Source organism: Glycomyces sp. YM15 (genome assembly GCF_016918015.1).
In the GTDB taxonomy this organism is placed as follows: domain Bacteria; phylum Actinomycetota; class Actinomycetes; order Mycobacteriales; family Micromonosporaceae; genus Glycomyces.
On the sequence record NZ_JAERMK010000006.1, the window covers coordinates 149,293 to 175,193 of the forward strand.

Here is a 25,901-nt window from a genome sequence, read left to right on the forward strand (position 1 = left end):
CTCAACGCGCTGTTGTCAAATGCACAGTGGTGCCGTCTTGTACGACGGCCTTCACCAGGGGCGTCCCCGGCCGGTAGGCCAGGTGGACGTGGCTGGGCGCGTCGAGCACGGCCAGGTCGGCGCGGGCGCCGACGGCGATCCGGCCGATGTCGGTGCGACGCAGGGCATGAGCACCGCCCGCGGTGGCGGCGGTGAGGGCTTCGGTGGGGGTCATGTGCATCTCGCGCACGGCGAGGGCGATGCAGAACGCCATGCTGCTGGTGAACGAGGACCCGGGATTGCAGTCGGTCGCGAGGGCCACCGTCGCCCCGGCCTCGATGAGGCGGCGCGCGTCCGGATACGGCGAGCGCGTGGAGAACTCCGCGCCCGGCAAGAGGGTGGCGACCGTGTCGCCGCTCGCGAGGGCGTCCACGTCGGCATCGGTGAGGTGGGTGCAGTGGTCGGCGGAGGCCGCGCCGAGTTCGACGGCGAGGCGGACGCCGGGCCCGGCGGTGAGCTGGTTGGCGTGGACGCGGAGGGCGAGACCGGCGTTCGCGCTCGCGGTGAGCACCGCGCGCGCCTGGTCGCCGTCGAAGGCGCCGCGTTCGCAGAAGACGTCGGCCCATTTGGCGTGCGGCGCGCAGGCTTCGAGCATCGCGCCGCAGGCGAGCGCCGTGTACTCGTCGGAGTCGGCACCGGCCGGGACGGTGTGCGCGCCGAGGTACGTGGTCTCGGCGGTGAACTCCTCCGCGATGCGCAGCGAGCGGGCCTCGTCCTCGACGGTGAGGCCGTAGCCGGATTTGATCTCCACTGTGGTCGTGCCCTGGCGGAGCATCTCCTCGGTGAGGCGGGCGGCGTTGGCGCGCAGCGCCTCGTCGCCGGCCATCCGTGTGGCCGCGACGGTGGTGCGGATCCCGCCGCCGGTGTAGGGCTCGCCGCTCATGCGGGCGGCGAACTCGGCATGGCGGTCCCCCGCGAAGACGAGGTGGGCGTGGCTGTCGACGAAACCGGGGATCACCGCGCGGCCGCCCGCGTCGAGGCGCTCGTCGGCCGGCGGCGCATCGGCGTTGAGGCCGATCCAGACGATGCGGTCGCCGTCGGCGACGATCGCGGCGTCGAACATGACGCCGTTCTCGGGGTCGGCGGTGAAGAGCTCGCCGATGTTCGCGATGAGGAGGCTCATGCCCACAGCCCTCCGATGGCGGCGGCGAGTTCGGCTCCCGCATCGACGCGCAGGTGACGGCCGCCCGCGACGATGCGGCGGCCGTCGACGATCACGTCGGTGATGTCGGCGGCCGTGGCGGCGTATACGACCCCGGAAGGATCGATCCCGGCGGTGCGGGGCGTCGTGAGGCCCACGGTGACCAGGTCGGCCCGCGCGCCGACCTCGATACGGCCCGCGTCGGGCCAGCCGAGGCTGTCGTGCCTGGTCATCGCGTCGAGCAGTTCCCCGGCGGTGAACCGGCCACGCTCCTCGCTGACCAGTCGCTCGTGCATCTCCATCGCGCGCGCCTCCTCGAACATGTCCACAATGGCGTTGCTGTCGGTGCCGAGCGAGAGCCGCACGCCCGCTTCGGCGAGCGCCCGCGCCGGTCCGAGGCCGTCGGCGAGGTCGCGTTCGGTCGTGGGGCAGAAGCACGCGGTCGTGCCCGAGCGGCGCAGCAGGTCGATGTCGTGCCCGGCCATGTGCGTGGCGTGGACGGCGGTGAGGTCGGGGCCGAGGAGGCCGCAGCGTTCGAGCAGTTCAGTCGGGCTGCAGCCGTGTTCGAGGCGGCAGGCCTCGTTCTCGGACCGCTGCTCGGAGAGGTGCACGTGGACCGGGCGGCCCTCGGTGGAGCACGCGAACGCGGCGATCGCCTCATCCGGGACGGCCCGCACCGAGTGCACCGCGCCGCCGATCAGGGCGTGTCCGGGCGGGTCGAGCTTCTCGACCCGGTCGAGCCAGGCCTCCAGGCTGCCGTCGCCGAAGCGCCGCTGCGCCGGCTCGAGCGGCAGCCCGAAACCGCCTGCGAGATAGAGGGTGTCGAGCAGGGTGATCCGCAGCCCGGCGTCGGCGGCGGCCTGGATCAGGGCCTCCCCCATGGCGTTCGGGTCAGAGTACGGACGACCGCCCGGCGAGTGGTGCAGGTAGTGGAACTCCCCCACCGTCGTGATCCCGGCGAGGACCATTTCGGCGTAGACCGCGCGCGCCAGCCGGTAGTACGAGTCCGGTTCGAGGCGCTGCGAGAGCGCGTACATGCCTTCGCGCCATGTCCAGAATGAGCCCAGGCTGAACGTGCCGGCGCCGGTGTTCTGGGTGCGGCCGCGAAGCGCGCGGTGGAACACGTGCGAGTGCGCGTTCGCGAATCCCGGGAGCGTCACGCCCGCGAGTACATCGCCTCGGCGCCTGCCGCCCGGCGTCACCTTGGTGATCCGGCCTTCCGCGACCTCGATCGCCACCGCGTCGGCCGGACCGCCCGGAAGCAGCGCGTGCTCGGCCCAGAACGTCAGCACGCCAGTTCCCGCAGCACGGCCGCGAGCGCTTCGACGCCCGCCGCGCAGTCCTCGTCGCTCGCTGACTCGCCGGGCGCGTGGGAGACCCCGGTCGGGTTGCGCACGAACAGCATCGCCGTCGGCACGTGCGCGGACAGGACGCCCGCGTCGTGGCCCGCCGCGGTCGGCAGGACCGGGGCGCCGCCGAGGAGCGCGGCGATCCGGTCGCGCAGGGACGCGTCGAACTCGACGATCGGCGTCTCGGACTCGGGGGCGATCGCGACGCCCGTGCCGTCCCGGCCCGCCCGTTCGGTCACTTTGGACTCGAAGCCGCTGAGGATCTCCCCGAGCACCGCCTCGTCGGGAGCTCGGGCGTCGAGCCAGGCGGTGACCGTGGAGGCGATCGCGTTGGTGGCGTTCGGCTCGACCTCGACCCGGCCCACGGTGGCCACGCCTCCGGCCAGGCGGGCCTCTTTGCGGGCGGCGAGGACCGCGAACGCGAACGTCAGCATCGGGTCGCGCCGGTCGGGCAGGCGCGTGGTCCCGGCGTGGTCGGCCTCGCCGGTGAACGTGACGCGCCAGCGGCCGTGCGGCCAGATCGCGGTGGCGACGGCGACGGGCGATTCGCTGCCGTCGAGGGCGCGGCCCTGTTCGATGTGGAGCTCGATGAACGCGGCGAGGCGTTCGAGCCGTTCGGGATCGGGGCCGAGGGTGGCCGGGTCGGCTCCGGCGTCGCGCATGGCCTGGGCGAGCGTGACGCCGTCGGGGTCGGTGAGCGCGCGGGCGCGGTCGGAGTCGATCACGCCGGTCATGAGGCGCGAGCCGAGGCAGGGAACGCCGAAGCGTCCGCCTTCCTCTTCGGTGAACGCGGCGATGCCGATGGGCCGCTTCGGTTGCGCGTCCTCGGCTCGGAGCCGGTCGACGGCGAGGAAGGCCGAGACGATGCCGAGCGGGCCGTCGTAGGCGCCGCCGTGCGGGACGGAGTCGAAATGGCTGCCCGTGAGGACCGCCCCCTCTCGGCGAGGCTTGCGAGCCGTCAATTGGTCCAGTGGCCGGGGCCGGTCGGGGTCGACGACCTGCTCCTTCTCCGCGTCCCACCAGGCGTACAGGTTGCCGTTGCGGTCCTCCTCGCAGCGGAGGCCGCGCAGCCTCGCCTGTGCTTGGAACCAGAGCCGGAGGCGGAGGTCGGACTCGGTCCAGGAGAACCGCAGGTAGCCTCCCGCCTCGGTGCGACCGATCGGTTCCAGTTCATTCCATAGTCGACGGAACGCGTCCGTGTCCATGTCAACCCCCGTTCACATTGCGGCAGCGCTTCAGGACTCCCGGGCCGGGCTCGGCTCTCGCGAAGGCACATGAATGCCGTGGTCCTCCGCGACCTGTTCGGCCTCCTCGTATCCGGCGTCCACGTGGCGGATGACGCCCATCGCCGGGTCGTTCGCGAGCACCCGCGCGAGTTTCTCGGCCGCGAGCGGCGTCCCGTCCGCGACGGTGACCTGCCCGGCGTGGATGGAGCGGCCGATGCCGACCCCGCCGCCGTGGTGGATCGACACCCAGCTCGCGCCCGAAGCGGTGTTGACGAGGGCGTTGAGCAGGGGCCAGTCCGCGATCGCGTCGGAGCCGTCCTTCATCCCCTCGGTCTCGCGGTAGGGGCTGGCGACTGAGCCGCAGTCGAGGTGGTCGCGGCCGATCACGATGGGGGCCTGCAGGGTTCCGTCGGCGACCATCTCATTGAACCGCACGCCGGCGACGTCCCGCTCGCCGTGGCCGAGCCAGCAGATCCGGGCCGGCAGGCCCTGGAAGGCGACGCGTTCGCGGGCGAGCGAGATCCAGCGGTGCAGGCTGCGGTTCTCCGGGAACAGGTCGAGCACGGCCTGGTCGGTGGCGGCGATGTCGGCCGGGTCGCCCGAGAGCGCGGCCCACCTGAAGGGGCCCTTGCCTTCGCAGAACAGCGGCCGGATGTAGGCGGGCACGAACCCGGGGAACGCGAAGGCGCGCTCGCAGCCGCCGAGGAGGGCCTCGCTGCGGATGGAGTTGCCGTAGTCGAAGACCTCGGCGCCCGCGTCGAGGAAGCCGACCATGGCCGCCACGTGGTGGGCCATGGATTCGCGGGCGCGGTCGGTGTAACCGTCCGGATCGGTCCTCGCGAGTTCGGCCGCTTCGGCGTAGTCGACTCCGGCGGGCACATAGGACAGCGGATCGTGCGCGGAGGTCTGGTCCGTGACGATGTCGATCTCGACGCCGCGGCGGAGCAGCTCGGGGAAGACCTCGGCGGCGTTGCCGACCACGCCGATCGACTTGGCCTCGCCGCTCCGCTCGGCGGCCATGGCCTGCGCGATCGCGTCGTCGAGGTCGGCCGCGACGGTGTCGAGGTAGCGGGTGCGCACGCGCCGTTCGAGGCGGTCGGGATCGACTTCGACGATCAGGCACACGCCGCCGTTCATCGTGACGGCGAGCGGCTGCGCCCCGCCCATGCCGCCGCACCCGGCCGTCAGTGTGAGCGTCCCTTTGAGACTCCCACCGAATCGTTTCTCGGCGACGGCGGCGAAGGTCTCGTAGGTGCCCTGCAGGATGCCCTGCGTGCCGATGTAGATCCACGAACCGGCCGTCATCTGGCCGTACATGGTCAGGCCGAGCGCTTCGAGGCGCCGGAACTCGGGCCAGGTGGCCCAGTCCGGCACCAGGTTCGAGTTCGCGATGAGCACGCGCGGCGCCCACTCGTGGGTGCGCATCACGCCGACGGCGCGGCCGCTCTGCACCAGCAGCGTCTCGTCCGCCTCCAGCGTGAGCAGGGTCCGCAGGATCGCCTTGAGATCGTCACGGCTGCGCGCGGCCTTGCCGGTGCCGCCGTAGACCACCAGGTCCTCGGGGCGCTCGGCCACCTCGGGATCGAGGTTGTTCTGGAGCATCCGGTAGGCCGCCTCCGCCTGCCAGGTCTTGCAGTGCAGGTCCGGGCCTATTGGTGCGTGCATATGTCCGCTCCCCGTCGGTGCCGCTTGAACATCACAGATTGCCGCGCTTGGCCTGCTCCTTCTCCAAGGCCTCGAACAGGGCCTTGAAGTTGCCCTTGCCGAAGCTGAGCGAGCCGTGCCTCTCGATGATCTCGTAGAACATTGTCGGCCGATCCTGTTGCGGCTTGGTGAAGATCTGGAGCATATAGCCGTCTTCGTCGCGGTCCACCAGGACGCGCCGCGCCTGCAGCTCCTCGATCGGCACCCGTACCTCGCCGATGCGTTCACGCAGCTCAGGGTCTTCGTAGTAGGCGTCCGGGGCCTCCAGGAACTCGACGCCGCGCTCGCGCATCGCGTCGACGGCGGCGAGGATGTCGCCGGTCGCGAGCGCGATGTGCTGGACGCCGGGGCCGCCGTAGAACTCCAGGTACTCGTCGATCTGGGACTTCTTCTTGCCCTCGGCGGGCTCGTTGATCGGGAACTTGATCTTGCGGCTGCCGTTGGCCACGACCTTGCTCATGAGCGCGGAGTACTCGGTGGCGATCGCGTCGTCGACGAACTCGACGATGTTGGTGAAGCCCATGACCCGCTCGTAGTAGCGGACCCATTCACGCATCCTGCCGAGCTCGACGTTGCCCACGACGTGGTCGATCGCTTGAAAGAAGCGCTTCTGCGGCGGCGCGACCATGGGTTCGGCGGCGACGAAGCCGGGCAGGAACGGGCCGTCGTACTTCGACCGGTCGATCAGCACGTTCCGGGTCTCGCCGTAGGTGCCGATGACGGCGCGGCGGACGGTGCCGTGCTCGTCGGTGAGGTCGTGCGGCTCCTCGATCGCGATGGCGCCCTGCTCGATCGCGTGCTTGTAGTTCGCGTCCACATCGGGCACTTCAAGGGCGACCTCGATGACGCCGTCGCCGTGCGCGGCATAGTGCTTCGTGGCCTCGGCGTCGGCGGTGACGCCGCCGGCGAGGACGAAGACGACGCCGCCGGACTTGAGCGCGAACTCGGCGTGCTCGCGGTAGCCCTGCTCGGGGCCGCGGTAGGCGAACACGGTCATGCCGAACGCGGTCGAGTAGTAGTGGGCGGCCTGGCGGGCGTTGCCCACGTAGTAGCGGACGTGGTCCCAGCCCTTGATCGGGAAGGCGTCCTCGCGGATGTCGTGCTCGACCGCACCCACGAGACTCGGCGAGTCGGGGCCGACCAGCTCGGCTTCACTGGGGCGGTTGGCAGTGTCGACCATGGCGGCCTCCTCGTCCTCGAGAGCAGTACCCCCGGATCATTGTCCAAAACGTGAGACTGGGCAAGCAGTCGTTCCGACGATGGGCAACTTGCGCAAATCTTGCAGTAGGAGGGCGCATACACTGGGCAATATGACCAACGATGCGGGTATCGACGCGCTGGACGCGAGGCTCATCGAACTGCTCGAGGCGGAGCCGCGGATCGGCGTCCTGGAGTGCTCGCGGCGGCTCGGCGTGGCGCGCGGGACCGTGCAGGCGCGGCTCGACAAGCTGACCGAGCGGGCGGTCGTGCGCGACTTCGGGCCGCGGGTCGAGCCCGCGGCCCTCGGGTATCCGGTGACGGCGTTCGTGACGTTGGAGCTGCGGCAGGCGGTCGGGCACGAGCATATGGCGCAGCGGCTCGCGAAGATCCCGGAAGTGCTTGAGGCGCATACGGTCACGGGGCAGGGCGACATGCTGTGCCGGATCGTGGCGCGCACGAACGCCGAGCTGCAGGGCGTGATCGACCGCGTCCTGGCGAGCGAAGGGGTCCAGCGGGCCACGACGGTGATCGCCCTGGCCGAGCAGATCCCGTACCGGACCCTCCCGCTCGTCAAGCAGGCCGCGGACCTGGGGCCTGTCCGGTGAATCCGGATGGCGGCCACCCGGATTCACTCGACAGGCCCTAAGTTGAGGGCGGGCAGGATCGTCCCGGTCACCTCGCCCAGGCCGATCTCGCCGCCGTTCACGCCGTGCGCGGTCGCGCCGATGACCACCGTGTCGCCGTCCTCGAGGAACGTGCGGTGCTCTCCTTCGCCGACCTCGACCGGCTCCTTGCCGCCCCAGGTCAACTCCAGGAAAGAGCCCCGCTGCCCGGGTTCGGGACCGGAGACCGTGCCGGAGGCGTACAGGTCGCCGGTGCGCAGCGAAGCACCGTTCACGGTCATGTGCGCGAGCATCTGCGCGGGGGTCCAGTACATGCCGGCGAACGGCGGCCGCGAGACCTCGGTCCCGTTCCAGCGCACGGACATCCGGAGGTCGTAGCCGAACCGCTCGGCCTCCTGGAGGTAGCCGAGCGGGGACGGATCCTGCACGGGCGCGGCAACTTTCGCTCCGGCCAGCGCGTCGAGCGGCGTGACCCAGTGCCCGATCGAGGTGGCGAAGGATTTGCCCAGGAAGGGCCCGAGGGGCACGTACTCCCAGGCCTGGATGTCGCGCGCGGACCAGTCGTTGACGAGGACCGCGCCGAACACGTGCTCGGCGAAGTCGTCGGGGCCGACCGGGGTCCCGAGCTCGGTGCCGACTCCGACGACGAAGCCGACCTCGGCCTCGATGTCGAGGCGCGCGCTCGGGCCGAATTCGATCGGGCCGTCCTTCGACTTCCGCTGGCCTCGGGGCCGCACGATCGGGGTGCCGGAGGGAACGACGGTGCCGGCGCGGCCGTGGTAGCCGACCGGGAGGTGCTTCCAGTTGGGCAGCAGCGGTTCCGAGTCGGGGCGGAAGAGGCGGCCGAGGTTCGTGGCGTGTTCCTCGGAGGCGTAGAAGTCCACATAGTCCGCCACGCTGAACGGCAGGTGCATGCGGGCCTTGGCGACCGGGGTGAGGAGGGTCGCGGACTGGTCCTGGAAGCGGCGGTCGCTCAGCAGCTCGGTGAGCTGGTGGCGCACGAGGCGCCACGCGGACGGGCCCATCGTCATGAAGCCGTTGAGGTCGTGCTCGTGGAACGCGGGCCGGATCCAGGGCAGGAAGAACGTGCCGGTGGCGAGCGCGCGGAGGTCGAGCACCTGGTCGCCGATGCGGACGCCGATGCGCGCGGCGGGGTCCTTCGCGGTGGAGAAGACGCCGTACGGGAGGTGGTGGAGGCCGAACGGGCCGTCGTCGGCGCCCTCGACCCAGCTGGTGGCGGTCATACGCTGTCCTTCGTGTGCTGGGTCCCTCGGTGCAGGAGTCCCAGGTCGATGAGGTCGCCCAGCGGTTCGTCGATACTGCAGGAGCCGTATCCGGTCCACAGCGCGCGCGGGCGGCCCAGGACGCGGCGGGCGCGGTCGGCGAGGTCCTCGGCGTCGGTCGAGTCCAGGGTCGCGGTGAGGTCCTCGGTTCGGGCGCCCTCGGCGGCGTCGGCGGCCGCGACCAGCACGTTCAGGAAGCCGTGATGCTCGAAACCCGTCACGGGATCGCGGTGGCGCACGGCCTGGTGCAGCCCGGCGGTGAGCTTGAACTGGAGGCCGCGGAGGCGGCAGCCCGCGATCGCCGAGGCGAGGGTCTCGGGCGCGGGGAAGAACTCGGCGGCGAGGCCGCCGGTGCGGAACTTCGGGGTGAAGCCGGTGGCGCGTACCGCGTCGAGGGCTTCGTCCCCGAAGGGCAGCTCCGCGAACACCGGCCCGCCCCATGAGGGCGCGTACTGGCTGAGGTGCTCGAGGGCGTGCCGCGACTCGTAGTGCACGACGGTGACCTGCTGCGGGAGCTCGTCGACGTCGGCGGCGACCGTTTCCAGGTCCCCGTCGACGATGACGCCGATGTGCAGTTCGCCCCTTCCCGGATGGAGTTCGCGGCTGAGCTCGGGGAGCCGCGTCTGCGGTACCAGGAACGGGCCGATCATGGCCTCGTACCAGGACTGGCGGTACCCGCGGTGGGCGGGGACGGCCGCTTCCATGGGCGCGTTTCCTGGTGGGAAGAGCGCCGCGTCATCGATCAGGCCCCGCAGCATCGCGGGTATCGGTCCAACCATGCTGCCGAGCCTAGGCGGTCCCCGGAGTCCGGGTCCAGCGCTCCGCGCAGCTCGTGCGCGATTGGGCCCGGGTCGCGCGCGGGCGCGCGCGGACCTCTCGAAATGGAACGGCCGGAAGGTTATCCTCAGGGCATAACCGCCGCCGAGCGGGCGTCACCCTCGCCCGCCGCGCGAACCGACAAAGGAGTCGACGTGCCGTTCTACCGTTCCGTCGGGCAGATCCCCGACAAGCGACACACGCAGTTCCGCCGGGAAGACGGGGGCCTGTACTCCGAGGAGCTGATGGGCCAGGAGGGCTTCTCCTCCGATTCATCGCTGCTCTACCACCGCTTCCGGCCGACCGCGATCTCCTCCAGCACCGAGCACCGGCCCGAGAAGGCCGAGCCGGTCGCGAACCACCCCCTCAAGCCCCGCCACTTCCGCACCCACAAGCTCGACGGCGCGGGCGATGCGATCTTCGGCCGCCACCACCTGCTTTCCAATGCGGACTGCCGTATCTCGTACGCACTGGCCGACCAGCCCTCCCCGCTGTACCGCAACGCGATCGGCGACGAGTGCATCTACGTCGAGTCCGGTGAGGCGCACGTCGAGACGTCGTTCGGCGCGATCGACGTCGCCCAGGGCGACTACCTGATCATGCCGATGTCGACGATCTACCGGGTCGTCCCGACCGGCAGCGAGATGCTGCGGACCCTGGTCGTGGAGTCCACGGGCCACATCACGCCGCCGAAGCGCTACCTGAGCGTCCGCGGCCAGTTCCTCGAGCACAGCCCCTATTGCGAACGCGACCTGCGCAGCCCCGCCGAACCCCTGCTCGTGGACGGCGAGGACGTCGACGTCTACGTGCAGCACCGGGGCCGCGGCAGCGCGACGCTCTGGACGAAGTTCACGTACGCCCACCACCCGTTCGACGTGGTCGGCTGGGACGGCTGCCTCTACCCCTGGGTGTTCTCGATCCACGACTTCGAGCCGATCACCGGCCGCATCCACCAGCCGCCGCCCGCGCATCAGGTGTTCCAGGGCCCGAACTTCGTCATCTGCAACTTCGTGCCGCGCAAAGTGGACTACCACCCGGACGCGATCCCGGTGCCGTACAACCACCACAACGTCGACTCCGACGAGGTCATGTTCTACTGCGGCGGCAACTACGAGGCCCGTCGCGGATCCGGCATCGAGCAGGGCTCGATCTCCCTGCACCCGTCCGGCTTCACGCACGGCCCGCAGCCGGGCGCGCCCGAACGCTCCATCGGCGCCGACTACTTCGACGAGCTCGCCGTCATGGTCGACACCTTCCGCCCGCTCGAACTCTGCGAACCGGCCCTCGACGTGGAGGACACCGACTACGCCTGGACCTGGAACCGCGACCCGGCCTGACGTTTGCGGCGGTCGGCTCCTGTGCCCGGCGGGCTCGGCGAGTCGACCGGCTGCGCTGGGTCAGCGCTTCGTTTCGGGCCAGGGGACTCGCTTCGCGTAGTGCGCGTGGACGATCACGGCCGCAAATGCGGCGACTACGCCGCTGAGCGACATGATCGCCGCGGGCGAAGCACGGTCGACGACGACGCCGCCCGCGAGCGCTCCGACGGCGATGGTGGCCTGGAACGACGCGGTGAACAGCACCGATGAGGCCTCAATGGACCGCGGTGCGGACTTGGCGAACCAGGTCTGGGAGCAGACCGGGACGCCGCCGTAGGAGACGCCCCAGAGCGTGAGGAGCGCGATCGCTCCGAAGAGGCCGTCGCCGAGGACGGGCAGCAGCAGCGTGCTCGCCGCGATCGCGGTCGCCACGGCCGCGAACGTGGCCCGCGGGTACCGGGACACGGTGGCCCCGCAGAGGAAGTTGCCGATCATCCCGGCCGCGCCGTAGACGAGCAGGACCACGGTGACCGTGGCCGGACCCGCCGACGTGACGTCCTCCAGGAACGGCGTGACGTAGGTGTAGGCGCCGAAGTGGGCCGCCACGATGAGGAACGTCAGCGCCAGCGCGAATCGCGTGCCGGTGCCTCTCAGCATCCTCCCCAGCTCCGACAGGCGCGTCGGCCGCTCCGGCGGCAGCTTCGGAACGGTGAGGGCCAGCGCCGCGAGCACTGCGGTGCTCAGGACGCCCATGACGACGAACGCCGTGCGCCATCCGGCGATCTCGCCGATGAAGGTGCCCGCCGGGACGCCGAGCACCGACCCCAGCGGCACCGCGGAGAAGATCACCGCCGTCGCCCGGCCGACCGCTGCGGGCGGTACGAGCCGGTTCGCGAGGCCGGCCCCGATCGACCAGAAGCCGCCGATGGTGACGCCGACGAGCACCCGGGAGAGGAGCAGCAGCCAGTAGTCCGTGGCCGCCGCCGCGAGGAAGTTGGCCAGGGCCAGCAGCAGGATGAGGGCGCACAGCATCGCGCGCCTGTCGAAGCGCGCCGTCGCGACGGTCACCAGCGGGGCGGCGACGGCGGCCAGGAGGCCCGGCATGGTCATCATCAGCCCGGCCATGCCGTCGGTGATCGCGAATCCGGCGCCGATGGAGGTCAGCAGGCCGATCGGCAGGATCTCGGTGGTGACGATGGCGAAGATGCCGGTCGCCACCGAGACCACGGCCGGCCATGGGGCGGGGCCGGAGCGGTTCGCCGGCTCGGTCGTCCTCGTGTGTCCTGGAGCGGTGGTGTGCATCGACGTGCGTCCTGTCCTGGCTGCGGGAAGTGCGTGCGTTCCAGCTCATCAGGCGGCGCAGCGGGATGCTGGCACGATGGCGACGTCAACCCTGGAGGCGCGCTGCCAAGTCCTCGCTGTCGAGGTCGGTGGCGGGGCGCCATTCGGCGGCGTGGACCTCTTCGAGTTGCGGGGCGAGTTCGGGATCGTCGCAGTCGAAGCGGTAGCGCACGTCGAAATGCCGGTGGGCGCCTTCGTCTTTGCGAGGGTTGGCGGGGATCGGGTGGATGTCCACGTGGACGGGGACCGGGTCGGCGAGGGTGAGGGCGGCGGGGTCGATGCCGGTCTCTTCGACGGCTTCGCGCAAGGCGGCCGATGGCAGTGAGTCGTCGGTCGGTTCGACGTGGCCTCCGGGCTGGAGCCAGCGGTCGAGGGACTTGTGGTGGATGAGGAGCACCTCGCCCTTGGGGTTGACGAGGACGGCCGAGGCGGTGACGTGGCCGGTCATGGTCGAGCGGTCGAACGCGTCCGGGCCGGTCAGGGCGAGGAGCGGTGCGACGACTTCGAAGTCCTCCGGCCAGCGCACGAGGTAGGCGGCGAGCTGGTCCTTGAGATGAGCGATCGTGATGGGCACCGCCGTATTCTGCCAGCGCGGGAATGCGGCGGTGCCCTTGCCTAGTCGACGGTGATCACGAGCTTGCCGATCGCGCTGCCGGTCGCCATCGCTTCGTGGGCTTTCACGAAGTCCTCGAGCGGGAACGTCTGGGAGACATGGACTTTGAGTCGCCCGTCGTCGGCGAGGCGGGCGAGGGCCTGCAGGCCGACAAGGTCGGGTTCGACGAGCATGAAGTCGGTGCGGATGCCGCGTTCGACCGCTTCGGGGAACTCGGCGTCACGCAGGGAGTAGTAGAGCTGGGCGAGCACGCCGCCGTCGCGGATGACCGAGACCGAGCGCTCGGCGTAGTCGCCGGGGAGGGTGGTGAGCGCGACGTCGACGTCCGAGACGACCTCGGCGAAGTCGACCGAGCGGTAGTCGATCACCTCGTCGGCGCCGAGCGCCCGCACGAAGTCGTGCTTGCCCGCGCTGGCGGTGGCGATGACCCTGGCGCCGATGGATTCGGCGATCTGGACGGCGAGGTGGCCGATGCCTCCGGCGGCGGCGTGGATGAGCACGGTCTGGCCGGCGGCGAGTCCGGCGTGGTCCACAAGGGCCTGCCAGGCGGTGAGTCCGCACAGCGGGAGTCCGGCGGCCTCCACATGCGAGAGCGAGGCGGGCTTGCGGGCGAACTGGCGGCTCGGAGCCGTCACGTACTCGGCGTGCGTTCCGGCCTGGTGCGGGAAGCGCGGCATCCCGAAGACCTCGTCGCCCGGCTTGAAGCGGGTGACGCCGATGCCGACCTTCTCGACGACGCCGGAGACGTCCCAACCGAGGATGAACGGCGGCTGTCCGATGTAGAGTCCGATCTCGCGGGCGGCCGGGTCGACGGGGTTGACGCCCGCCGCGCGGACCCGGACCTGGATCTCGCCGTAGTACGGTTCGGGCCGCTCGACCTCGGTCAGCGCCAGTACTTCCGGCCCACCGAGGCGGGATTGCGTCACGGCGCGCATCATCTCTGGCACGGCGGGTCCTTGTCTCTCCGAGTACTGACGAGTAGGGCTCGATTCTAGGTCGGACGCGGCGCGGGGCCCGCCGCGGCGGGCCCCGGGCATCGTCAGCGTCTGCGGCCGTAAGTGAGTCGCCGCAGGAGCGTCTCGGCCGGGCCGCGGTGGCCGCGACGGTGCGCCAGGTACGCGGCGACCACCGTGAGCGCCCAGACGGCGAGTGCGCAGGCCTGCGAGACCAGCAGCGGACTGCCGACCCGCTCGTCCAAGCCGAGGAGGAACGGCGTGGCCAGGACCAGCCAGGCCACGGACTGGAACAGGTACCCGCTGAGCGACCGCTGCCCGAGCGCGCTCACGGCCGTCACGATGACCCCCGCGGGCCTGCGGGTGAGGGCGTGGGCGAGGAGGCCGAAGAGGGCCGCGTAGCCCACGCCGCCGAAGAAGCCCGAGGTCTCGTACAGCAGCTTCATCGCCGCGGCGGTGTCCTCGCCGACGCGCAGGAAACCGCCGCTGAGCAGCGCCATCGGCATTCCGGCGGCGACCGCGACGGCCACACCGCCGAACGCGGTCCAGCGCAGCAGCGGCAGGTGGCGTTCGGGCTCCTCGAGGAAGCGGCGGCGGCCCGCCCACGCGCCGACCCAGACCATGAGGATCATCGGCAGCAGGATCGCGGTGTGCACCGGCCACTCGGCGAGCCGCTCGCCGACCGACGCGAGGTAGGCCGGCGCTTCGACGGAGGGGAACGGCGACACGGGGATCGCGGCATCGCCCGGCTGGAAGCCCGTCCCCAGCAGTGCGGCGAGGACCAGCACGTAGAGGCCGCCGACGGCGAGGTACCAGGGCGCGAAGCGGTGCACCCGGTCCGTGCGCTGCAGCAGCAGGAGCGTGAACGCGATGCCGATGAGCCCGTATGCGCCCAGGAAGTCGCCCGAGTACAGCAGCACGCCGTGGGCGATGCCGAACACGAACAGCCAGCCGTTGCGGCGCAAGAGGACCCGCCGCACTTGGCCGGGCGTCGCGCCCGCTTCGCTCTGGCGGCGGGCGAGCTGGACGAGGCCGTAGCCGAACATGATCGCGAACAGCGGGAACGCCCTCGCGTGGATGAATTCGACCATGAAGAGGTTGTAGAAGCGCTCGAACCCGTGAGGATCGGTCTCGACGCCGGGCGCGCTGGCGAGGAAGTAGCCCGCGCTGTTGGCGAGCGCGATGAACAGGAGCATCGCGCCGCGCGCGAGGTCGGGCGCGAGGGCCCTTTCGGTGGGGCGCACGGGGCCGCGGCGGATGCGCGGTTCGGCGAGGGCGGTTGGAGCGGTCATGTCGATCCTTCGGGGTTCGCGATCGGTGGCATTAATATCTCATAGATACTATCCTAGAGATATTAATAGCATGTGCGATGATGCTTCCGCAAGCCGAGCGGCCAAGGGACGGAGGTGACCGCAGCGCATGGACGAGGCAGCAGTGCCTGCCGAGCTGGCACGACTGTGGCGGATCTCGTCGGAGTCCCGCCTCGGGCGGCCCGCGAAGCTCGACGTCGGACAGGTCGTCGACGCCGCCGTCGCACTGGCCGACCGCGAGGGTCTCGCGGCGGCGACACTGCCGAGGGTCGCCGAATCCCTCGGGGTCACGAAGATGTCGCTCTACCGCCACGTCGGCTCCAAGGACGAGCTGCTGGCCCTCATGCAAGACGCGGCAGCCGGCCCGGTTCCCTCCTCATTGGATGGCACCGGGCCGTGGAGGGAACGGCTGCGGCTGTGGGCCGGCGAGCAGCGAGCGCTCTTCACCCGCCACCCGTGGCTCGCGACCGCACCCGTCTCGGGACCGCCGCAGGGTCCCAACCTGATCGGCTGGTTCGACGCCGCGCTGCGCGCACTCCGGACCACCGGACTCGACTGGGGCGCGAAGGTCGGCACGATCATGCTCGTGGGCGAGTACGTGCGCGCCAATGCCCAACTGACGCAAGGACTCGAAGCCGGCCGGTCGGACACCGGCAAGGACCAGGCGGCGGCCGAGCAGGCTTACGGCCGCGCGATGGCGGCCCTCGTCTCCCCCGAGCGGTTCCCGGACGCCGCCGCGCTGTTCGCTTCGGCCGCATTCGAAGACACCGGCGCGGACACCGCGCAGGCCGACTTCGACTTCGGCCTCGACCTCATCCTCGACGGCGTCGCCGCCGCGATCGGGCGCTAGGGCCAGTTCCAGTCCGCGATCTGGGCGCGCATGAGGCGCGCGGCCGCGGGAAGCCGGTCGCTGTTCACCCAGTGGAGACTGAGCGTGCGGCTGCAGTGCGGGTGGTCGATGCCCACCCAGGCCACGCCCGGCTCGGGGAAGGTGAAGCGGGCGATATGCGGGAAGATGCTCAAGCCCAGACCCGCGCCGACCAGCGTGTACGTGGCGGCGGGCTCGTCGATCTCGCAGACGATGTGCGGCTGGAGGTTGCGGTCGGCGAAGAGCCAGTCGAGGAGTCGCCGCTGCCACTGGCCCGGCCGGGTGATGACGAACGGCTCGTGGGCGAGGTCCTCCATCGTCACCTGCGATGCGGCCGCGAGACGGTGGTCCGGCGGCGTGGCGAGCCAGACCTGCTCGACGTGCACGACTTCGGAGGCGACGCAGGGGGCGCTCACCGGCTGCGACGCGAGGCAGAGGTCCACCTCGTCGGCGCGCAGGGCCTGCTCCATCTCGTGCGGGGCCATCTGCGAGAGCCGCACGTCGACCTCGGGATGCGCGGCCTTGAACGCGGCGATCGGACCGGTGAGCGGCAGGAACGTCTCCGAGGCGAGCCGCACGCACGCCGCACCGCCGAGCGCGGATTCGGCGACCGCCCGGCGTCCCGCCTCGAGCTCACCGAGCGCGCGCTCCACATGGTCCCGGAAGACTGCACCGGTCGCGTTGAGCCGCAAGCGGCTCGCGCGGTCGAACAGCGGCGTGCCGAGCTCGGCTTCGAGGCGTGCGATGGTGCGGCTGAGGGCGGGCTGCGCGACACGGAGCCGCGCCGCCGCTCGACTGAGGTGCTCCTCACGTGCGACCGCGAGGAACTGATGCAGGGCGTTCAGCTCCATTGACGTCCTCTCATGCCATCGGTGTTATAGCACCATAGCGATATTGGTCTTTGCTGACTTAACCGCAAGGTCATAACGTCGTCGCCGTGGAACCACAAGCGACCCTCGACGAAGCGCCGCCCGAAGCGCGCACGGCCGCCAGCGGCTGGGTGCTGCGCGCGGCGGCGACCCTCCTCCTGATCTGCGGATTCGCCCAGCCGACGTTCGCGGGCGTCTACCTGAGCGGCGACTTCGAGGGCCTCGCCGCGCACGCGATGGGCGCAGACCTGCTGTCGCTCATCAGCATCGCGCAGGTCGGCGCGGCCGCCGCGGTCTGGATCCGGGTGCGCCGGGCCTGGCCGTTCTGGGCCTCGCTGGCCCTGCTGCTCGGCGGGATGGCGCAATACCTCGCCGGGATCGAGGGGGCGCTCTGGCTGCACCTCCCACTCGGCGTGGCGCTCATCGCCGGGATCACCGTGACCTTTGCGGCACTGTGGATGCGGCCGTTGCCTCGCCGGATGAAGGAGGCGCGGGCCGATGGCTGAGCACGTGTCGCGGCGGCGACTGCTGGGCATCGGCGCGGGAATCGGCGCCGTCGCCGCCGGAGGCCTGGCGCTCTCGGCCGCCTGGGCCCGCCGTCCCGCTTCCACGGGCGAACAGCTGGTGAGCGAAGTGCCACTGCCCCAGGCGTTCTGGATGCCCCTGCCGATCCCGGCAGTGCTCGCGCCCGTCGCCTCCACTTCCGAGGGCGACCGGTACGAGATGGTGCAGATGGAGACCGAGGCCGAGATCATCCCCGGCCATTCGACTCGACTGTGGACGTACAACGGCGTCTTCCCCGGGCCCACCATCGAATCGCGGCGCGGACGGCATGTGACCGTGGCGCACCGCAACGAGCTCCCGGTGCCCACCGTGGTCCACCTTCACGGCGGCCGCACTCCGGCCTCCTCCGACGGCTACCCGACCGACCTCGTCCTCCCCGAAGGCTGGACCGCGACCGCCGCGCACGGACACGGCGGACACGCCGGGACCGACGACCTCGCCGTCGTCACGAATGTCCAGCGCGAGTACGGCTTCCCGCTCGACCAGCGCGCCACGATGCTCTGGTACCACGACCACCGCATGGACTTCACCGCCCCGGCGATCTGGCGCGGCCTCGCCGGGCTCCACTTCGTGCGCGACGACATCGAGGACGCGATCGACCTGCCTCGCGGCGACCACGAGCTCCCGCTGATGATCGCCGACCGCGCCTTCGACGCCGACGGGCAGCTCGCGTACCCGTCGCTCGATCCGACCCTGACCGGGGAGATCGGCGTCGAGGAGCGGTTCACCGCGGGCGTCCTCGGCGACGTGATCCTCGTGAACGGCGCTCCCTGGCCCGTGCACGAAGTGGACACGGGGCTCTATCGTCTGCGGATCCTCAACGGCTCCAACGCGAGGCACTACGAACTCGAAGCGGTCACCGATGTGGGCCGGCGGCTGCCGCTCGTCCAGATCGGCGCCGACCAGGGCCTCCTCGCCGCCCCGGTGCGCCTCCAGCGGCTCCCGATCGCCCCCGCCGAACGCTATGACCTGCTACTTGATCTCAACGGGGTGCCGGTCGGCACGAAAGTGCGCCTCGCCAACCGCCTCGGCTCCGGCCGCACCGGCGACGTCATGGCGTTCCATGTCGTGCGCGAGGGAGCGGGCATGCCGATCCCCGAGACGCTCGCCTCCGACCTCCCGGAATGGGACCGCTCAGCGGCGGCCGTGGTGCGCGACCTCGCGTTCCGCACCGGGAGGATGAACGGCCGCCACGGCTGGCTCATCGACGGACTTCCGTTCGACCCCAATCGAACCGACGTCACCGCAGAACTCGGCGACATCGAGGTCTGGCGCCTCATCGCCGACGTCCACCACCCGGTGCACCTCCACCTCGTGGGCTTCCGCGTCCTCGGCCGCGGCAACGGCGGGCCGCTCCCCCACGACGCCGGGCTCAAGGACACGATCGCCTTGCGCCCCGGCGAGTCCGCGGAGATCATCACCCGCTTCGACGGCTACCGCGGCCGCTACCTCTTCCACTGCCACAACGCCGAACACGAGGACATGGGGATGATGGCGAACCTCGAGATCATTTAGCCGAGCAGGAATGCGAGGCGGCGGATGCCCGGGACGTTCACCGGCGAGCTCGGAACGCCGCCGCGCTCGTCGCGCCCGTTGAAGGTGGGGTGGACACCGTCACCCGACTACTGATCGCGGGACTGCGCCGACAGGACTGACCCGCCGGACCGAAGACGAGCAGGCGCCGATCGGCGGCCAGTCGGTCGATCGCCCTGAAGCGGGCCGGATTCCGTGCGCGTCCGCAATCGGCTCGAGCGGAATAGTGAAGCGCGCCGAGAACGTTGCCACACACATGTGGAACAGCGAGGACTTCGACCTTGACGCGTATCTCGAATTCCTGCACTTTGAGGGCGACCGCGCTCCGACTCTGGAGACCCTCCGGGCCCTGCAGCGCGCGCATGTGCTGACCGTGAGATGGGACACCATCGACGGATTCCTGTACCAGAAGGTCCGGCTTGACCTCGCCACGTTGCAGGACAAGCTGATGCGTCGCGGCCGCGGCGGCTACTGCTACGAACACGTCACGCTCTTCGCCGCGGCCCTGGAGCGGCTGGGCTTCCGCTTCACGGCGGTCTCGGGCCGGGTGCAGCTGGGTGCGGACAAGCCGCGCCCGGCGACGCACGCGATGCTGCTCGTGGAGGTGGACGGCGCACGCTGGCTGGCCGACGTCGGTTTCGGCGCCAGTCCGCTGGAGCCCATCGCGCTGGTCGACGGCGCAAAGAGCGAGGCGGGGCCGTGGCCGTACCTGCTGCGCTGGCAGAAGATCACTTACGGCTCATCGGGTTGGGCCGTGCACCAGCTGCGGGACAGAGCCAATCCCCAGGAGGGCTGGGAGATCCGGCAGGTCTTCACCGAGAACCCGCAGTACCCGGTCGATTTCGCAGTCGGGAACCACTTCGTGGCCTCGAATGACCGCTCCCCGTTCGTCATCCGCCCCTTCGTGCAGCGCATGCGCACCGACCGGTACGACACGCTCGACGCGCTCGCCTGGACGACTGAGCGGGCAGGCGCGGCAGCGACCAAGGAGACGGTCAAGCCGCACGACGTGCCCGAGCTCCTCGACGACGTCTTCGGCATCCGCACGGACCCCGACGAGGCCGACCTGCTGGTGCGCAGGCTCACCGCCCTGTCCGAACAAGACTGACGTCGGCGTCGTGAAGAACCTGGCCGAACGCCTCGGCTCGCGGCCATCGGCTCAAACCTGACCGGGCGTCTCGGCTTCTTCTGCCGTTCCTGATGCCGCGTCCACTCGGAGATCTACGAGATCTGGGTTGTACTTGGCCAGAAGGTAGTACGGTCGCGCGGCTGCCACCAGGACGTCCAGGGAGGCGATGCCCCTGTCGAGCGCACGCAGTTCCAGGTCCTCCGGTTCAGTGCCCCACCGCCCGGCTAGGAATGACAGGATGCGGTCCGCCGACAGCGAGTGGATGTCGAAGTCGTCCTGGAGCTGCCGCGCCTGCTCGTTCATCTGCGCGGCAGCGCTGACGACCCGCGCCGCCTTCGCTGCCAACGGCTGGGAGCGGAGCCTGTCGAGCGCGAGGCCCTCCGGGGGTATGCCGGGCGCGATCTGGAAGCTGCGGACCAGGAACACGGCGAGCCGGTCGCGTACCGAACGCCTGGTCCGCTCGGCCGGGGTGAGCCACGGGTCGAGGAAGTCCAGGTCCCCAGGTTCGAGTGATCGAAGGTCGGGGATGACGCCGCGGTGCTGCGCGTGCGCCAAGGCCGCGTCGAGCAGATCGAGCGCGTCGCTCCGACCGCAGGTCTCAGTACATTCGCGAGCCAGCGCATCGAAAACCAGCTCACGTTGGAAGGCGGGGTAGTCGCTTGCGAAGAGCTGGCAGGCCCGCAGGACGCTCATCTCGGCGACCGGGCCGTCGGCGGTGTCGATGGAGCGCGCACCCAGCCGCCAGCGGTGCAGGAAGACGGTGGGCGCCCGGTTCACGCGCGGCCGGGCGGCGCCCGGCCGGTCGTCGCCGAGCCTGCGCACAACACCGATGAGCCGCAGAGCGTCCTCACGTTTGCGATTGACGGCCCGGGTCGCGAACACCGCCCGCAGCCGCTCGAGAGTCGCATCCGGCACGTTCGCCCGGCGAGCCAGGTGGAGCGCGTCCGGGTAGGAGCGCAGCCGGTACGGCCGGTGGGCCAGCGCGGTGACGAGTCCTTCTGCGGTGGCCGTGTCGAGGACGCCTTCCCGAATGCAGAGGTCCAGCGTCGCCCGGATGTTGACCAGGGGCTCCGAGACCGCCGGGTACCCTTCGTCCGCGGGCCCGTGCACCAGCGCGACCTCATCGTCGGCGATCAGCTCGCCGAGCCGGTAGGCGCGGTAGATCCCGCCGATGCCTCCCATGCCGAGGACGTCGAGTTCGGCGGCGCGCAGCGCCCCCATGCTGGAGGCCCCCAGGACCGTCACGCCGGCATCGAGCAGGTCGAGGATCTCCTTGTGCCGCACGGACCTCGTTTGGTGGAAGTACCCGTCGACGATGCCGACCACGTCCCCGGGGCGCGCTCCGAGCCGCAGCAGGTCGCCAGCCGCCACCGGTGGGCGCACGACGATGTCGTTCCCGGTGAGGAGGGCGGCGTCGGGCAGGCTCGGTCCGACGAAGAGGTAGCGGGTCATCGGTTCCTCACAGGATCACCGGATCGCACAGCAATCCGGGGGCGACGACGCGCACGACCGGGATGCCGACTTCGTCGATGGTGTGGTCGGCGACGAGCGGGGACCGGCCGGTCACGGCCATCACCCCGGCGACGGCGTCGCGGACGTCTTCGGCGAGGCTCGTGTTCCGGACGGAGGGGATCGGGTCGTACCCGACCATGTCGGCCTGCGGCGGCGGCGCCGGTTTCGGGGTGCGTCCGGTGCGGGCGCGCCGATAGGAGCCCGAGCTGAGGTCGTCCCGGGCGGCGGCGATCTCGGTGACGCGGGACTGGGCCGCCTCGGTCAGAGCGCGGCACAGAGCGACATCCCGGTCCAGATGCGCTCCGGCCCCGGCGAACAACACCGGGAACATCTCGCTCCAGATCGTGGCGCGGAAGCAGGCGAGGCCGGTCGGGGACGGCAGGACTTCGACGCGCACGTCGATCTCGGCCGCGGCCAACTGCTCCAGCACTCCGGCCGCAGACCCGTCCACAGTGGCAAGGTCGAGGAAGCGGGGCTCGGCGGTCTCGGCGCGACTCAGCGCGTCCCGTTCGATCACCTCGTACAGCCCGTGCAGGGCCGCTTCTGTGAACGTGTTGCCGCTTGCGAGGCCGTTGCTGTTCAACATAAACAGCGGAGGCGTCCATGTCGGACGGACCCGGCCGTCCAACTGCAGGAGGTCGCTGGGCAGGAAGGCGTCCGCATCGCCGTCGAGCCGTCTCGCCCGGGTCCATCGCAGTTTCAGGCCCGGTCGCAGGACGTGTCGCGGCTCCAGAGTCAGGTCGCTGACGCGGTAGCCGCACTCGCGCTCCATGTCGGCCACGGTGGCGACCGTGTCGCCGGGCTGCGCGCGCTCGGCGTGCCAGGACTCGATCGACTCCATCGCGGCGGAGATCTTGGCCAGTTCGGCCGTCAGGCCCTTGCCCTGGCTCACCGAAAGCGTCCATGAGTCGGGCCGCACCGCCTGGTAGATGGGGATGCCGATCTCGTCGAGCCAGGTGACGTCGGCCAGGCGGGTGATGCCGAAGACCGGGAAGAGCGGCTCGATCTCGCGCAGGGTCTCCGCAGGGGCCAGGGCCCGGTGCGTGCCCGACCAGCACGCCTTCGGGGCGTCGTCAGGTACGGCGTCCACTGCCGGACCGCCGCCGGGATCGGCGACGGCCCGGAGCTTCAATCCGTCGGTCACGCGCCGTGCACGTCGGCAGGGTCGACCTCCGCGGCCTGGGAGAACTGGAAGGCCCAGGACGAGTCCTTGCGGGTCGCCGCGGCGTCCAGGTAGTCGGTCGCGCGCTTTTCGAGTTCGGCGCGAAGTTCCTCGTCGGTGGGAAGAATGAAAGCCATGTCAAGCTCCTATCGTCAGCCGGCCTCACCGAGACGAGCCCGGGTAGGCCGAATCCTACGGGATCGTGTTGCGCGACACCAGACTTGCGTTCTGACCACCGACAGTGTACGGACGCGGCTCGTCAGTCCGTCCTCGTTCGCTCCGCCAGTGTTGCGGCGACCAGCACCACCTGGCCGGACTCGCCCTGTTCGAGCAGGCGCACAGCGAAGCCGCTGCGGGTCAGCTGGTCTACGAGCGCCGAACGGTCGACGTACAGGTATCGCCAAACGACCACGGTGTCGCCCGCCCTGAATGAGATGGTCCTTTGACGACCGTCCATTGTGACGTTCACGGCGACCGGTTCGCTGAACCGCACCCGGACGAACACCTCGCTGCGCTCGGGGTCGTAGCCGGTCTCAGGCACGTACCAGGACCGGTCGATGCCCAGCAGATCAAGCCCGGCCAGCTGCTGCGGCTTGTACGGCCCGCCGACGCTGACCCGGTCCATGAACGGGGGGCGGTCGACGCCGGTGTCGATGCGCAACGTCAGCAGCAGCACGTCCCCCTCGCGCATCGCCTCGCCGACATGGCGGAGCACCCGACCGGGGTCTGCGAAGTTGTAGAGGGTCCCGCCCGCCAGGACGACGAACCGGGCCGGACCGAGGTCATCGCGGTGCGGGTCCGCGGCGGAAAGGACCTGGGCCAGATCAGAGCCGGTGAAATCCCCGCGGCGCAGATCGAAACCCTCGGCGCGCTCGGGGAACTCGGCGACAAGGTTCTCACGTGCCAGCGCAAGCAGCTCAGCACTGATGTCGATCGCCCGGTACCCCTCCAGCCGGGACCGGTCCAGCAGACGCCGCAACAGCCCGCGCACCGGACGGGTCGTACCCGGCCCGAGGTCAACGATCCGTACCGACCAGGACGCCGGCGCCAGGGCGAGCAGCTCTTCGGCATACCGCGTCAGGAGCGTGTCCATGTCGCCGAGCACCGGCGTGTTGTCGCTGTTGGACACCGTCTCACCGTTGTGCCACAGCCGGCTGCCGCCGCCGAGATACGTCAACTCGTAAGGGAATTCGGCGCGCTCGCTCAGCGCCGCGACGACGGCCTTGACCTGCGCCGCCGTATACGTCCGATAGAACTCTTCGCCCGGCGACACCATGCGCTGCTCGATTTCCGCCACGCTCAGACTCTACCGACGCCCCCCTGCCGAGGCGAACACCGCTTCCGGCATCCCTCCACCCGCAATTGTCTTCTATTCTCTTGCGTCACAACGAAAGCCACCCGGCCGACTCAGTGCACGCGCGACCGCGGATCCAGGTCTTCCCGAGAATGGACGTCCGTCCCCTGGGTCCGGTTCACCGGGACCGTCATGGTCGGCGATCGCGGCGGGGCCTCGGGATCGGCCCGGTCGATGCGGGAGACGACGCCGATGACGAGTGCGCCCAGGGAGCCGGCGGCGGCGCAGATGCCGATCGCGGCCGAAGGCGAGATCGCCGAAGCCAGCACGCCGCCGATGGCAATGCCCAGGCCCCGCGCGGTCTGGAGGCCCGCCGCGGCGAAACCGATGGCGCGCGAACGCATGCCGTCAGGGATGAACTGCGCGAACCGCACCTGCGCGAGCACGATGTACGCGTGGAAGACGCCCACGAGCATCCACAGTAGGACGGTGTGCCACAGGGGCGGCGCCGCCGCCGTCGCCATGAGCGGAACGCCGACCGCGCCGGGCGCTCGCGGCTGCCAATGACCTGGAGAACCTCGACCTTTCGCTCCCTTCCTTCAGCGACCTCAGTCGGTAAGCCGTTTATAGCCGGTGCTCTTGCCGCGGCCTCCGATCTGTTCGATCAGCCCGTCGGCTCGCAGGTTGCGCAGTGCGTGCCGAATTGTCGGAGGCTGCAGTCCCAGCTCGGCTTCGAGTTGGGCCACTGTCTTCAGCTCGGTGGAGAGTGCGTCGTAGACCTTGGCGGCGGTACCCTTCAGCTTCGCCCTCGGAGCCGTGCGCGCTCGGGGCAACACGGCCATGAACCGAATCGCGGTGTCGGTGTAGCGCGCATCGGGCAGGCCGGCTTCAGCCAGGGCCTGGGCGACAGTCGGTATGCCGGTGGCCAGAGCCTCGACGATACGTCCGTTGGCGGGAGTTCGGAGATACTGGCAGATGTTGAGGAGTCGGGCGTTGCGGGCCGAGCTCACCGCTTCCCTACCCAGCCTTTCGACCGTGATGCCGTACAGCCCACCAGGATTGGACACGATGAGTCGGTCCGGCCGGAGGCGTACTTCCGTAGCCATGCCGGTGGACCATGGGGACAAATCGCGGTGTATCAGCGCGTTTGCCACCAACTCGCGGAAGGCGATGAGCGGGTAGGCGGTCTGGTCGACCACCGATCCATCGGCACCCGCCACGATGTCGGTGGCGAAGTTGGTCCTGGCCCACTCCATCGCTTGATCGAGGAGGCGCGGTATCGGTCCTGTGATCAGCCTCTGATCGCGGGCTCGCACCCCTTTCGCGCCACCTTGACCGGTATCGACGGCAGCCTGAATGGCGAAGCGCGGGAACCACTGTTGGGGATAAGCGCCGAGAGCCAGCACTCCGGCGACCGTCGGGACGCCATGAGTGTCAAGGACGCCTGAACGCCGCAGCAGTTCATCACGATCCGTAAAGCGTCCGAGTCCCTGTGGATCACGTTCGCGGACGGTGCGAACGTATGACTCGGTAAGGACCTCATCAAGATCCTGGAAAGTCGCTCCGGTACAAGCCTGACGGTCGGAGACCGGAGCGGTTCGCTGGGCAAGGAACGCCTGCTCCTCCAGAGCGGACATTCGATAGTCGCCATCCCAGCCTCGAAGGTATGCCGCTCCGGACTTGGCGGCACGGCATGGTTTGGCGGACGGGTCGCACTCATGAACACGCGCCAGTACCACCGGAGATCCTTCAATCACGGCGTCTTCGAAGGTCAGCCGGACCGGTGGCTCGAAGTGCCGAGCCTTCGAAGCCAGCGCCTGCTTGAGTTCTTGAGGGTCCGACAGGGCTACAGGACGGAACCCCGCGCGCTCATCGAGACCCAGAATGATCAACCCGCCTCCAGGCAGGTTCGCAAGCGCGCTCAGCGTAGACATCAGGGAATCGGGCAGCCCACCCGCAGCGGCCTTGACCTCGATGGACGCGGTGCCCCCGCCCGCCTCGCGGAGTTCGTTCAGGATGCTTTCGATGTCCTCTGCCATGCAGTAAATGTAAACCA

General features: G+C 70.3%; 24 protein-coding genes. 6 read left to right on the forward strand and 18 right to left on the reverse strand.

Translation table 11 applies throughout. The annotated features are described in order from the left end of the window. Position 1: 1 nt before the first annotated feature. The 5 genes from hutI to hppD are packed head-to-tail and all read right to left on the reverse strand — an operon-like array spanning position 2 to position 6,639. Entirely contained in the window at positions 2 to 1,162 is a 1,161-nt protein-coding gene (gene hutI, locus JHY01_RS09075) for an imidazolonepropionase (protein ID WP_205325301.1), read from the reverse strand. Beyond that, positions 1,159 to 2,472, reverse strand: a complete 1,314-nt coding sequence (locus tag JHY01_RS09080; protein ID WP_205325302.1) for a formimidoylglutamate deiminase — start codon at positions 2,470 to 2,472, stop codon at positions 1,159 to 1,161. Before JHY01_RS09080 ends, hutI begins: the two co-directional genes overlap by 4 nt. Beyond that, positions 2,466 to 3,734: an allantoate amidohydrolase gene (locus JHY01_RS09085; RefSeq protein ID WP_205325303.1), complete on the reverse strand. Its 1,269-nt coding sequence runs from the start codon at positions 3,732 to 3,734 to the stop codon at positions 2,466 to 2,468. Before JHY01_RS09085 ends, JHY01_RS09080 begins: the two co-directional genes overlap by 7 nt. A gap of 30 nt (positions 3,735 to 3,764) precedes the next feature. Continuing rightward, positions 3,765 to 5,420, reverse strand: coding sequence for a urocanate hydratase (gene hutU / locus JHY01_RS09090; protein WP_205325304.1), 1,656 nt, complete (start codon positions 5,418 to 5,420; stop codon positions 3,765 to 3,767). Positions 5,421 to 5,451: 31 nt separating this feature from the next. Beyond that, the gene (gene hppD / locus JHY01_RS09095; protein ID WP_205325305.1) at positions 5,452 to 6,639 is read right to left on the reverse strand and encodes a 4-hydroxyphenylpyruvate dioxygenase; all 1,188 of its coding nucleotides are present in this window, start codon (positions 6,637 to 6,639) and stop codon (positions 5,452 to 5,454) included. Between the two features lie 130 nt (positions 6,640 to 6,769). Here hppD and JHY01_RS09100 point away from each other — a divergent pair, with 130 nt between their 5' ends. Continuing rightward, positions 6,770 to 7,264 (forward strand): Lrp/AsnC family transcriptional regulator, encoded by a 495-nt coding sequence (locus JHY01_RS09100; protein ID WP_205325306.1) that lies wholly within the window; start codon positions 6,770 to 6,772, stop codon positions 7,262 to 7,264. 23 nt (positions 7,265 to 7,287) lie between these two features. Here the strand turns inward: JHY01_RS09100 and fahA are convergent, their stop codons facing one another. Then, complete coding sequence (fahA, locus tag JHY01_RS09105; RefSeq protein WP_205325307.1) at positions 7,288 to 8,526, reverse strand: fumarylacetoacetase; 1,239 nt, start codon at positions 8,524 to 8,526, stop codon at positions 7,288 to 7,290. After that, the gene (locus JHY01_RS09110; protein WP_205325308.1) at positions 8,523 to 9,344 is read right to left on the reverse strand and encodes a hypothetical protein; all 822 of its coding nucleotides are present in this window, start codon (positions 9,342 to 9,344) and stop codon (positions 8,523 to 8,525) included. Before JHY01_RS09110 ends, fahA begins: the two co-directional genes overlap by 4 nt. Before the next feature lie 192 nt (positions 9,345 to 9,536). Between JHY01_RS09110 and JHY01_RS09115 the strand changes: the two genes are divergently transcribed. Continuing rightward, positions 9,537 to 10,718, forward strand: a complete 1,182-nt coding sequence (locus JHY01_RS09115) for a homogentisate 1,2-dioxygenase (protein ID WP_205325309.1) — start codon at positions 9,537 to 9,539, stop codon at positions 10,716 to 10,718. A 60-nt stretch (positions 10,719 to 10,778) separates the two neighbouring features. On the opposite strand, the gene JHY01_RS09120 is transcribed toward JHY01_RS09115, so the two are convergent. The 4 genes from JHY01_RS09120 to JHY01_RS09135 form a co-directional block, all read right to left on the reverse strand. Continuing rightward, positions 10,779 to 11,999: an MFS transporter gene (locus JHY01_RS09120; RefSeq protein ID WP_205325310.1), complete on the reverse strand. Its 1,221-nt coding sequence runs from the start codon at positions 11,997 to 11,999 to the stop codon at positions 10,779 to 10,781. 85 nt (positions 12,000 to 12,084) lie between these two features. Then, positions 12,085 to 12,612 (reverse strand): NUDIX hydrolase, encoded by a 528-nt coding sequence (locus JHY01_RS09125; RefSeq protein ID WP_205325311.1) that lies wholly within the window; start codon positions 12,610 to 12,612, stop codon positions 12,085 to 12,087. Between the two features lie 41 nt (positions 12,613 to 12,653). Then, positions 12,654 to 13,589 (reverse strand): NADP-dependent oxidoreductase, encoded by a 936-nt coding sequence (locus JHY01_RS09130; RefSeq protein WP_240192583.1) that lies wholly within the window; start codon positions 13,587 to 13,589, stop codon positions 12,654 to 12,656. Between the two features lie 101 nt (positions 13,590 to 13,690). Further along, on the reverse strand, positions 13,691 to 14,896 hold the full coding sequence (locus JHY01_RS09135; protein WP_205325312.1) for a DUF418 domain-containing protein: 1,206 nt from the start codon (positions 14,894 to 14,896) through the stop codon (positions 13,691 to 13,693). Between the two features lie 127 nt (positions 14,897 to 15,023). Here JHY01_RS09135 and JHY01_RS09140 point away from each other — a divergent pair, with 127 nt between their 5' ends. Further along, on the forward strand, positions 15,024 to 15,764 hold the full coding sequence (locus JHY01_RS09140; protein WP_205325313.1) for a TetR/AcrR family transcriptional regulator: 741 nt from the start codon (positions 15,024 to 15,026) through the stop codon (positions 15,762 to 15,764). Here the strand turns inward: JHY01_RS09140 and JHY01_RS09145 are convergent. Beyond that, positions 15,761 to 16,633: a LysR family transcriptional regulator gene (locus tag JHY01_RS09145; RefSeq protein WP_205325314.1), complete on the reverse strand. Its 873-nt coding sequence runs from the start codon at positions 16,631 to 16,633 to the stop codon at positions 15,761 to 15,763. The genes JHY01_RS09140 and JHY01_RS09145 overlap by 4 nt on opposite strands. Positions 16,634 to 16,719: 86 nt before the next feature. On the opposite strand from JHY01_RS09145, the gene JHY01_RS09150 reads away from it, so the two are divergent. The 3 genes from JHY01_RS09150 to JHY01_RS09160 all read left to right on the forward strand — a co-directional run bounded on the left by JHY01_RS09150 (position 16,720) and on the right by JHY01_RS09160 (position 19,856). Beyond that, positions 16,720 to 17,157 carry a hypothetical protein gene (locus JHY01_RS09150; protein WP_205325315.1) on the forward strand — a complete coding sequence of 146 codons (438 nt, stop codon included), beginning with the start codon at positions 16,720 to 16,722 and terminating at the stop codon, positions 17,155 to 17,157. Continuing rightward, positions 17,150 to 18,730: a multicopper oxidase family protein gene (locus JHY01_RS09155; protein WP_205325316.1), complete on the forward strand. Its 1,581-nt coding sequence runs from the start codon at positions 17,150 to 17,152 to the stop codon at positions 18,728 to 18,730. Before JHY01_RS09150 ends, JHY01_RS09155 begins: the two co-directional genes overlap by 8 nt. 274 nt (positions 18,731 to 19,004) lie before the next feature. After that, positions 19,005 to 19,856 carry an arylamine N-acetyltransferase gene (locus JHY01_RS09160; RefSeq protein ID WP_205325317.1) on the forward strand — a complete coding sequence of 284 codons (852 nt, stop codon included), beginning with the start codon at positions 19,005 to 19,007 and terminating at the stop codon, positions 19,854 to 19,856. Between the two features lie 51 nt (positions 19,857 to 19,907). Here the strand turns inward: JHY01_RS09160 and JHY01_RS09165 are convergent, their stop codons facing one another. The 6 genes from JHY01_RS09165 to JHY01_RS09190 all read right to left on the reverse strand — a co-directional run bounded on the left by JHY01_RS09165 (position 19,908) and on the right by JHY01_RS09190 (position 25,884). Further along, positions 19,908 to 21,329, reverse strand: a complete 1,422-nt coding sequence (locus tag JHY01_RS09165; RefSeq protein ID WP_205325318.1) for a TfuA-like protein — start codon at positions 21,327 to 21,329, stop codon at positions 19,908 to 19,910. A 7-nt stretch (positions 21,330 to 21,336) separates the two neighbouring features. After that, on the reverse strand, positions 21,337 to 22,533 hold the full coding sequence (locus JHY01_RS09170) for a YcaO-like family protein (protein WP_205325319.1): 1,197 nt from the start codon (positions 22,531 to 22,533) through the stop codon (positions 21,337 to 21,339). Further along, the gene (locus JHY01_RS09175) at positions 22,530 to 22,688 is read right to left on the reverse strand and encodes a hypothetical protein (protein WP_205325320.1); all 159 of its coding nucleotides are present in this window, start codon (positions 22,686 to 22,688) and stop codon (positions 22,530 to 22,532) included. The genes JHY01_RS09170 and JHY01_RS09175 overlap by 4 nt, the downstream gene beginning before the upstream one ends. Before the next feature lie 122 nt (positions 22,689 to 22,810). After that, positions 22,811 to 23,848 carry an L-histidine N(alpha)-methyltransferase gene (locus JHY01_RS09180; RefSeq protein ID WP_205325321.1) on the reverse strand — a complete coding sequence of 346 codons (1,038 nt, stop codon included), beginning with the start codon at positions 23,846 to 23,848 and terminating at the stop codon, positions 22,811 to 22,813. 110 nt (positions 23,849 to 23,958) lie between these two features. After that, a complete protein-coding gene (locus tag JHY01_RS09185; RefSeq protein ID WP_205325322.1) occupies positions 23,959 to 24,369 on the reverse strand; it encodes an MFS transporter in 411 nt (136 codons plus the stop codon). An 84-nt stretch (positions 24,370 to 24,453) separates the two neighbouring features. Continuing rightward, a complete protein-coding gene (locus JHY01_RS09190; RefSeq protein ID WP_205325323.1) occupies positions 24,454 to 25,884 on the reverse strand; it encodes an ATP-binding protein in 1,431 nt (476 codons plus the stop codon). Positions 25,885 to 25,901 lie beyond the last annotated feature (17 nt).

What these genes read in the sequence shown, in the direction of transcription:
- JHY01_RS09135 (WP_205325312.1), bottom strand. Translation starts at nt 14,896, where the DNA reads ATGACCGCTCCAACCGCCCTCGCCGAACCGCGCATCCGCCGCGGCCCC.
- JHY01_RS09100 (WP_205325306.1), top strand. Translation starts at nt 6,770, where the DNA reads ATGACCAACGATGCGGGTATCGACGCGCTGGACGCGAGGCTCATCGAA.
- JHY01_RS09175 (WP_205325320.1), bottom strand. Translation starts at nt 22,688, where the DNA reads ATGGCTTTCATTCTTCCCACCGACGAGGAACTTCGCGCCGAACTCGAA.
- JHY01_RS09140 (WP_205325313.1), top strand. Translation starts at nt 15,024, where the DNA reads ATGGACGAGGCAGCAGTGCCTGCCGAGCTGGCACGACTGTGGCGGATC.
- JHY01_RS09155 (WP_205325316.1), top strand. Translation starts at nt 17,150, where the DNA reads ATGGCTGAGCACGTGTCGCGGCGGCGACTGCTGGGCATCGGCGCGGGA.
- JHY01_RS09165 (WP_205325318.1), bottom strand. Translation starts at nt 21,329, where the DNA reads ATGACCCGCTACCTCTTCGTCGGACCGAGCCTGCCCGACGCCGCCCTC.
- JHY01_RS09160 (WP_205325317.1), top strand. Translation starts at nt 19,005, where the DNA reads ATGTGGAACAGCGAGGACTTCGACCTTGACGCGTATCTCGAATTCCTG.
- JHY01_RS09130 (WP_240192583.1), bottom strand. Translation starts at nt 13,589, where the DNA reads ATGATGCGCGCCGTGACGCAATCCCGCCTCGGTGGGCCGGAAGTACTG.
- JHY01_RS09190 (WP_205325323.1), bottom strand. Translation starts at nt 25,884, where the DNA reads ATGGCAGAGGACATCGAAAGCATCCTGAACGAACTCCGCGAGGCGGGC.
- JHY01_RS09085 (WP_205325303.1), bottom strand. Translation starts at nt 3,734, where the DNA reads ATGGACACGGACGCGTTCCGTCGACTATGGAATGAACTGGAACCGATC.
- JHY01_RS09185 (WP_205325322.1), bottom strand. Translation starts at nt 24,369, where the DNA reads ATGGCGACGGCGGCGGCGCCGCCCCTGTGGCACACCGTCCTACTGTGG.
- JHY01_RS09110 (WP_205325308.1), bottom strand. Translation starts at nt 9,344, where the DNA reads ATGGTTGGACCGATACCCGCGATGCTGCGGGGCCTGATCGATGACGCG.
- hutU (WP_205325304.1), bottom strand. Translation starts at nt 5,420, where the DNA reads ATGCACGCACCAATAGGCCCGGACCTGCACTGCAAGACCTGGCAGGCG.
- JHY01_RS09145 (WP_205325314.1), bottom strand. Translation starts at nt 16,633, where the DNA reads ATGGAGCTGAACGCCCTGCATCAGTTCCTCGCGGTCGCACGTGAGGAG.
- hutI (WP_205325301.1), bottom strand. Translation starts at nt 1,162, where the DNA reads ATGAGCCTCCTCATCGCGAACATCGGCGAGCTCTTCACCGCCGACCCC.
- fahA (WP_205325307.1), bottom strand. Translation starts at nt 8,526, where the DNA reads ATGACCGCCACCAGCTGGGTCGAGGGCGCCGACGACGGCCCGTTCGGC.
- hppD (WP_205325305.1), bottom strand. Translation starts at nt 6,639, where the DNA reads ATGGTCGACACTGCCAACCGCCCCAGTGAAGCCGAGCTGGTCGGCCCC.
- JHY01_RS09120 (WP_205325310.1), bottom strand. Translation starts at nt 11,999, where the DNA reads ATGCACACCACCGCTCCAGGACACACGAGGACGACCGAGCCGGCGAAC.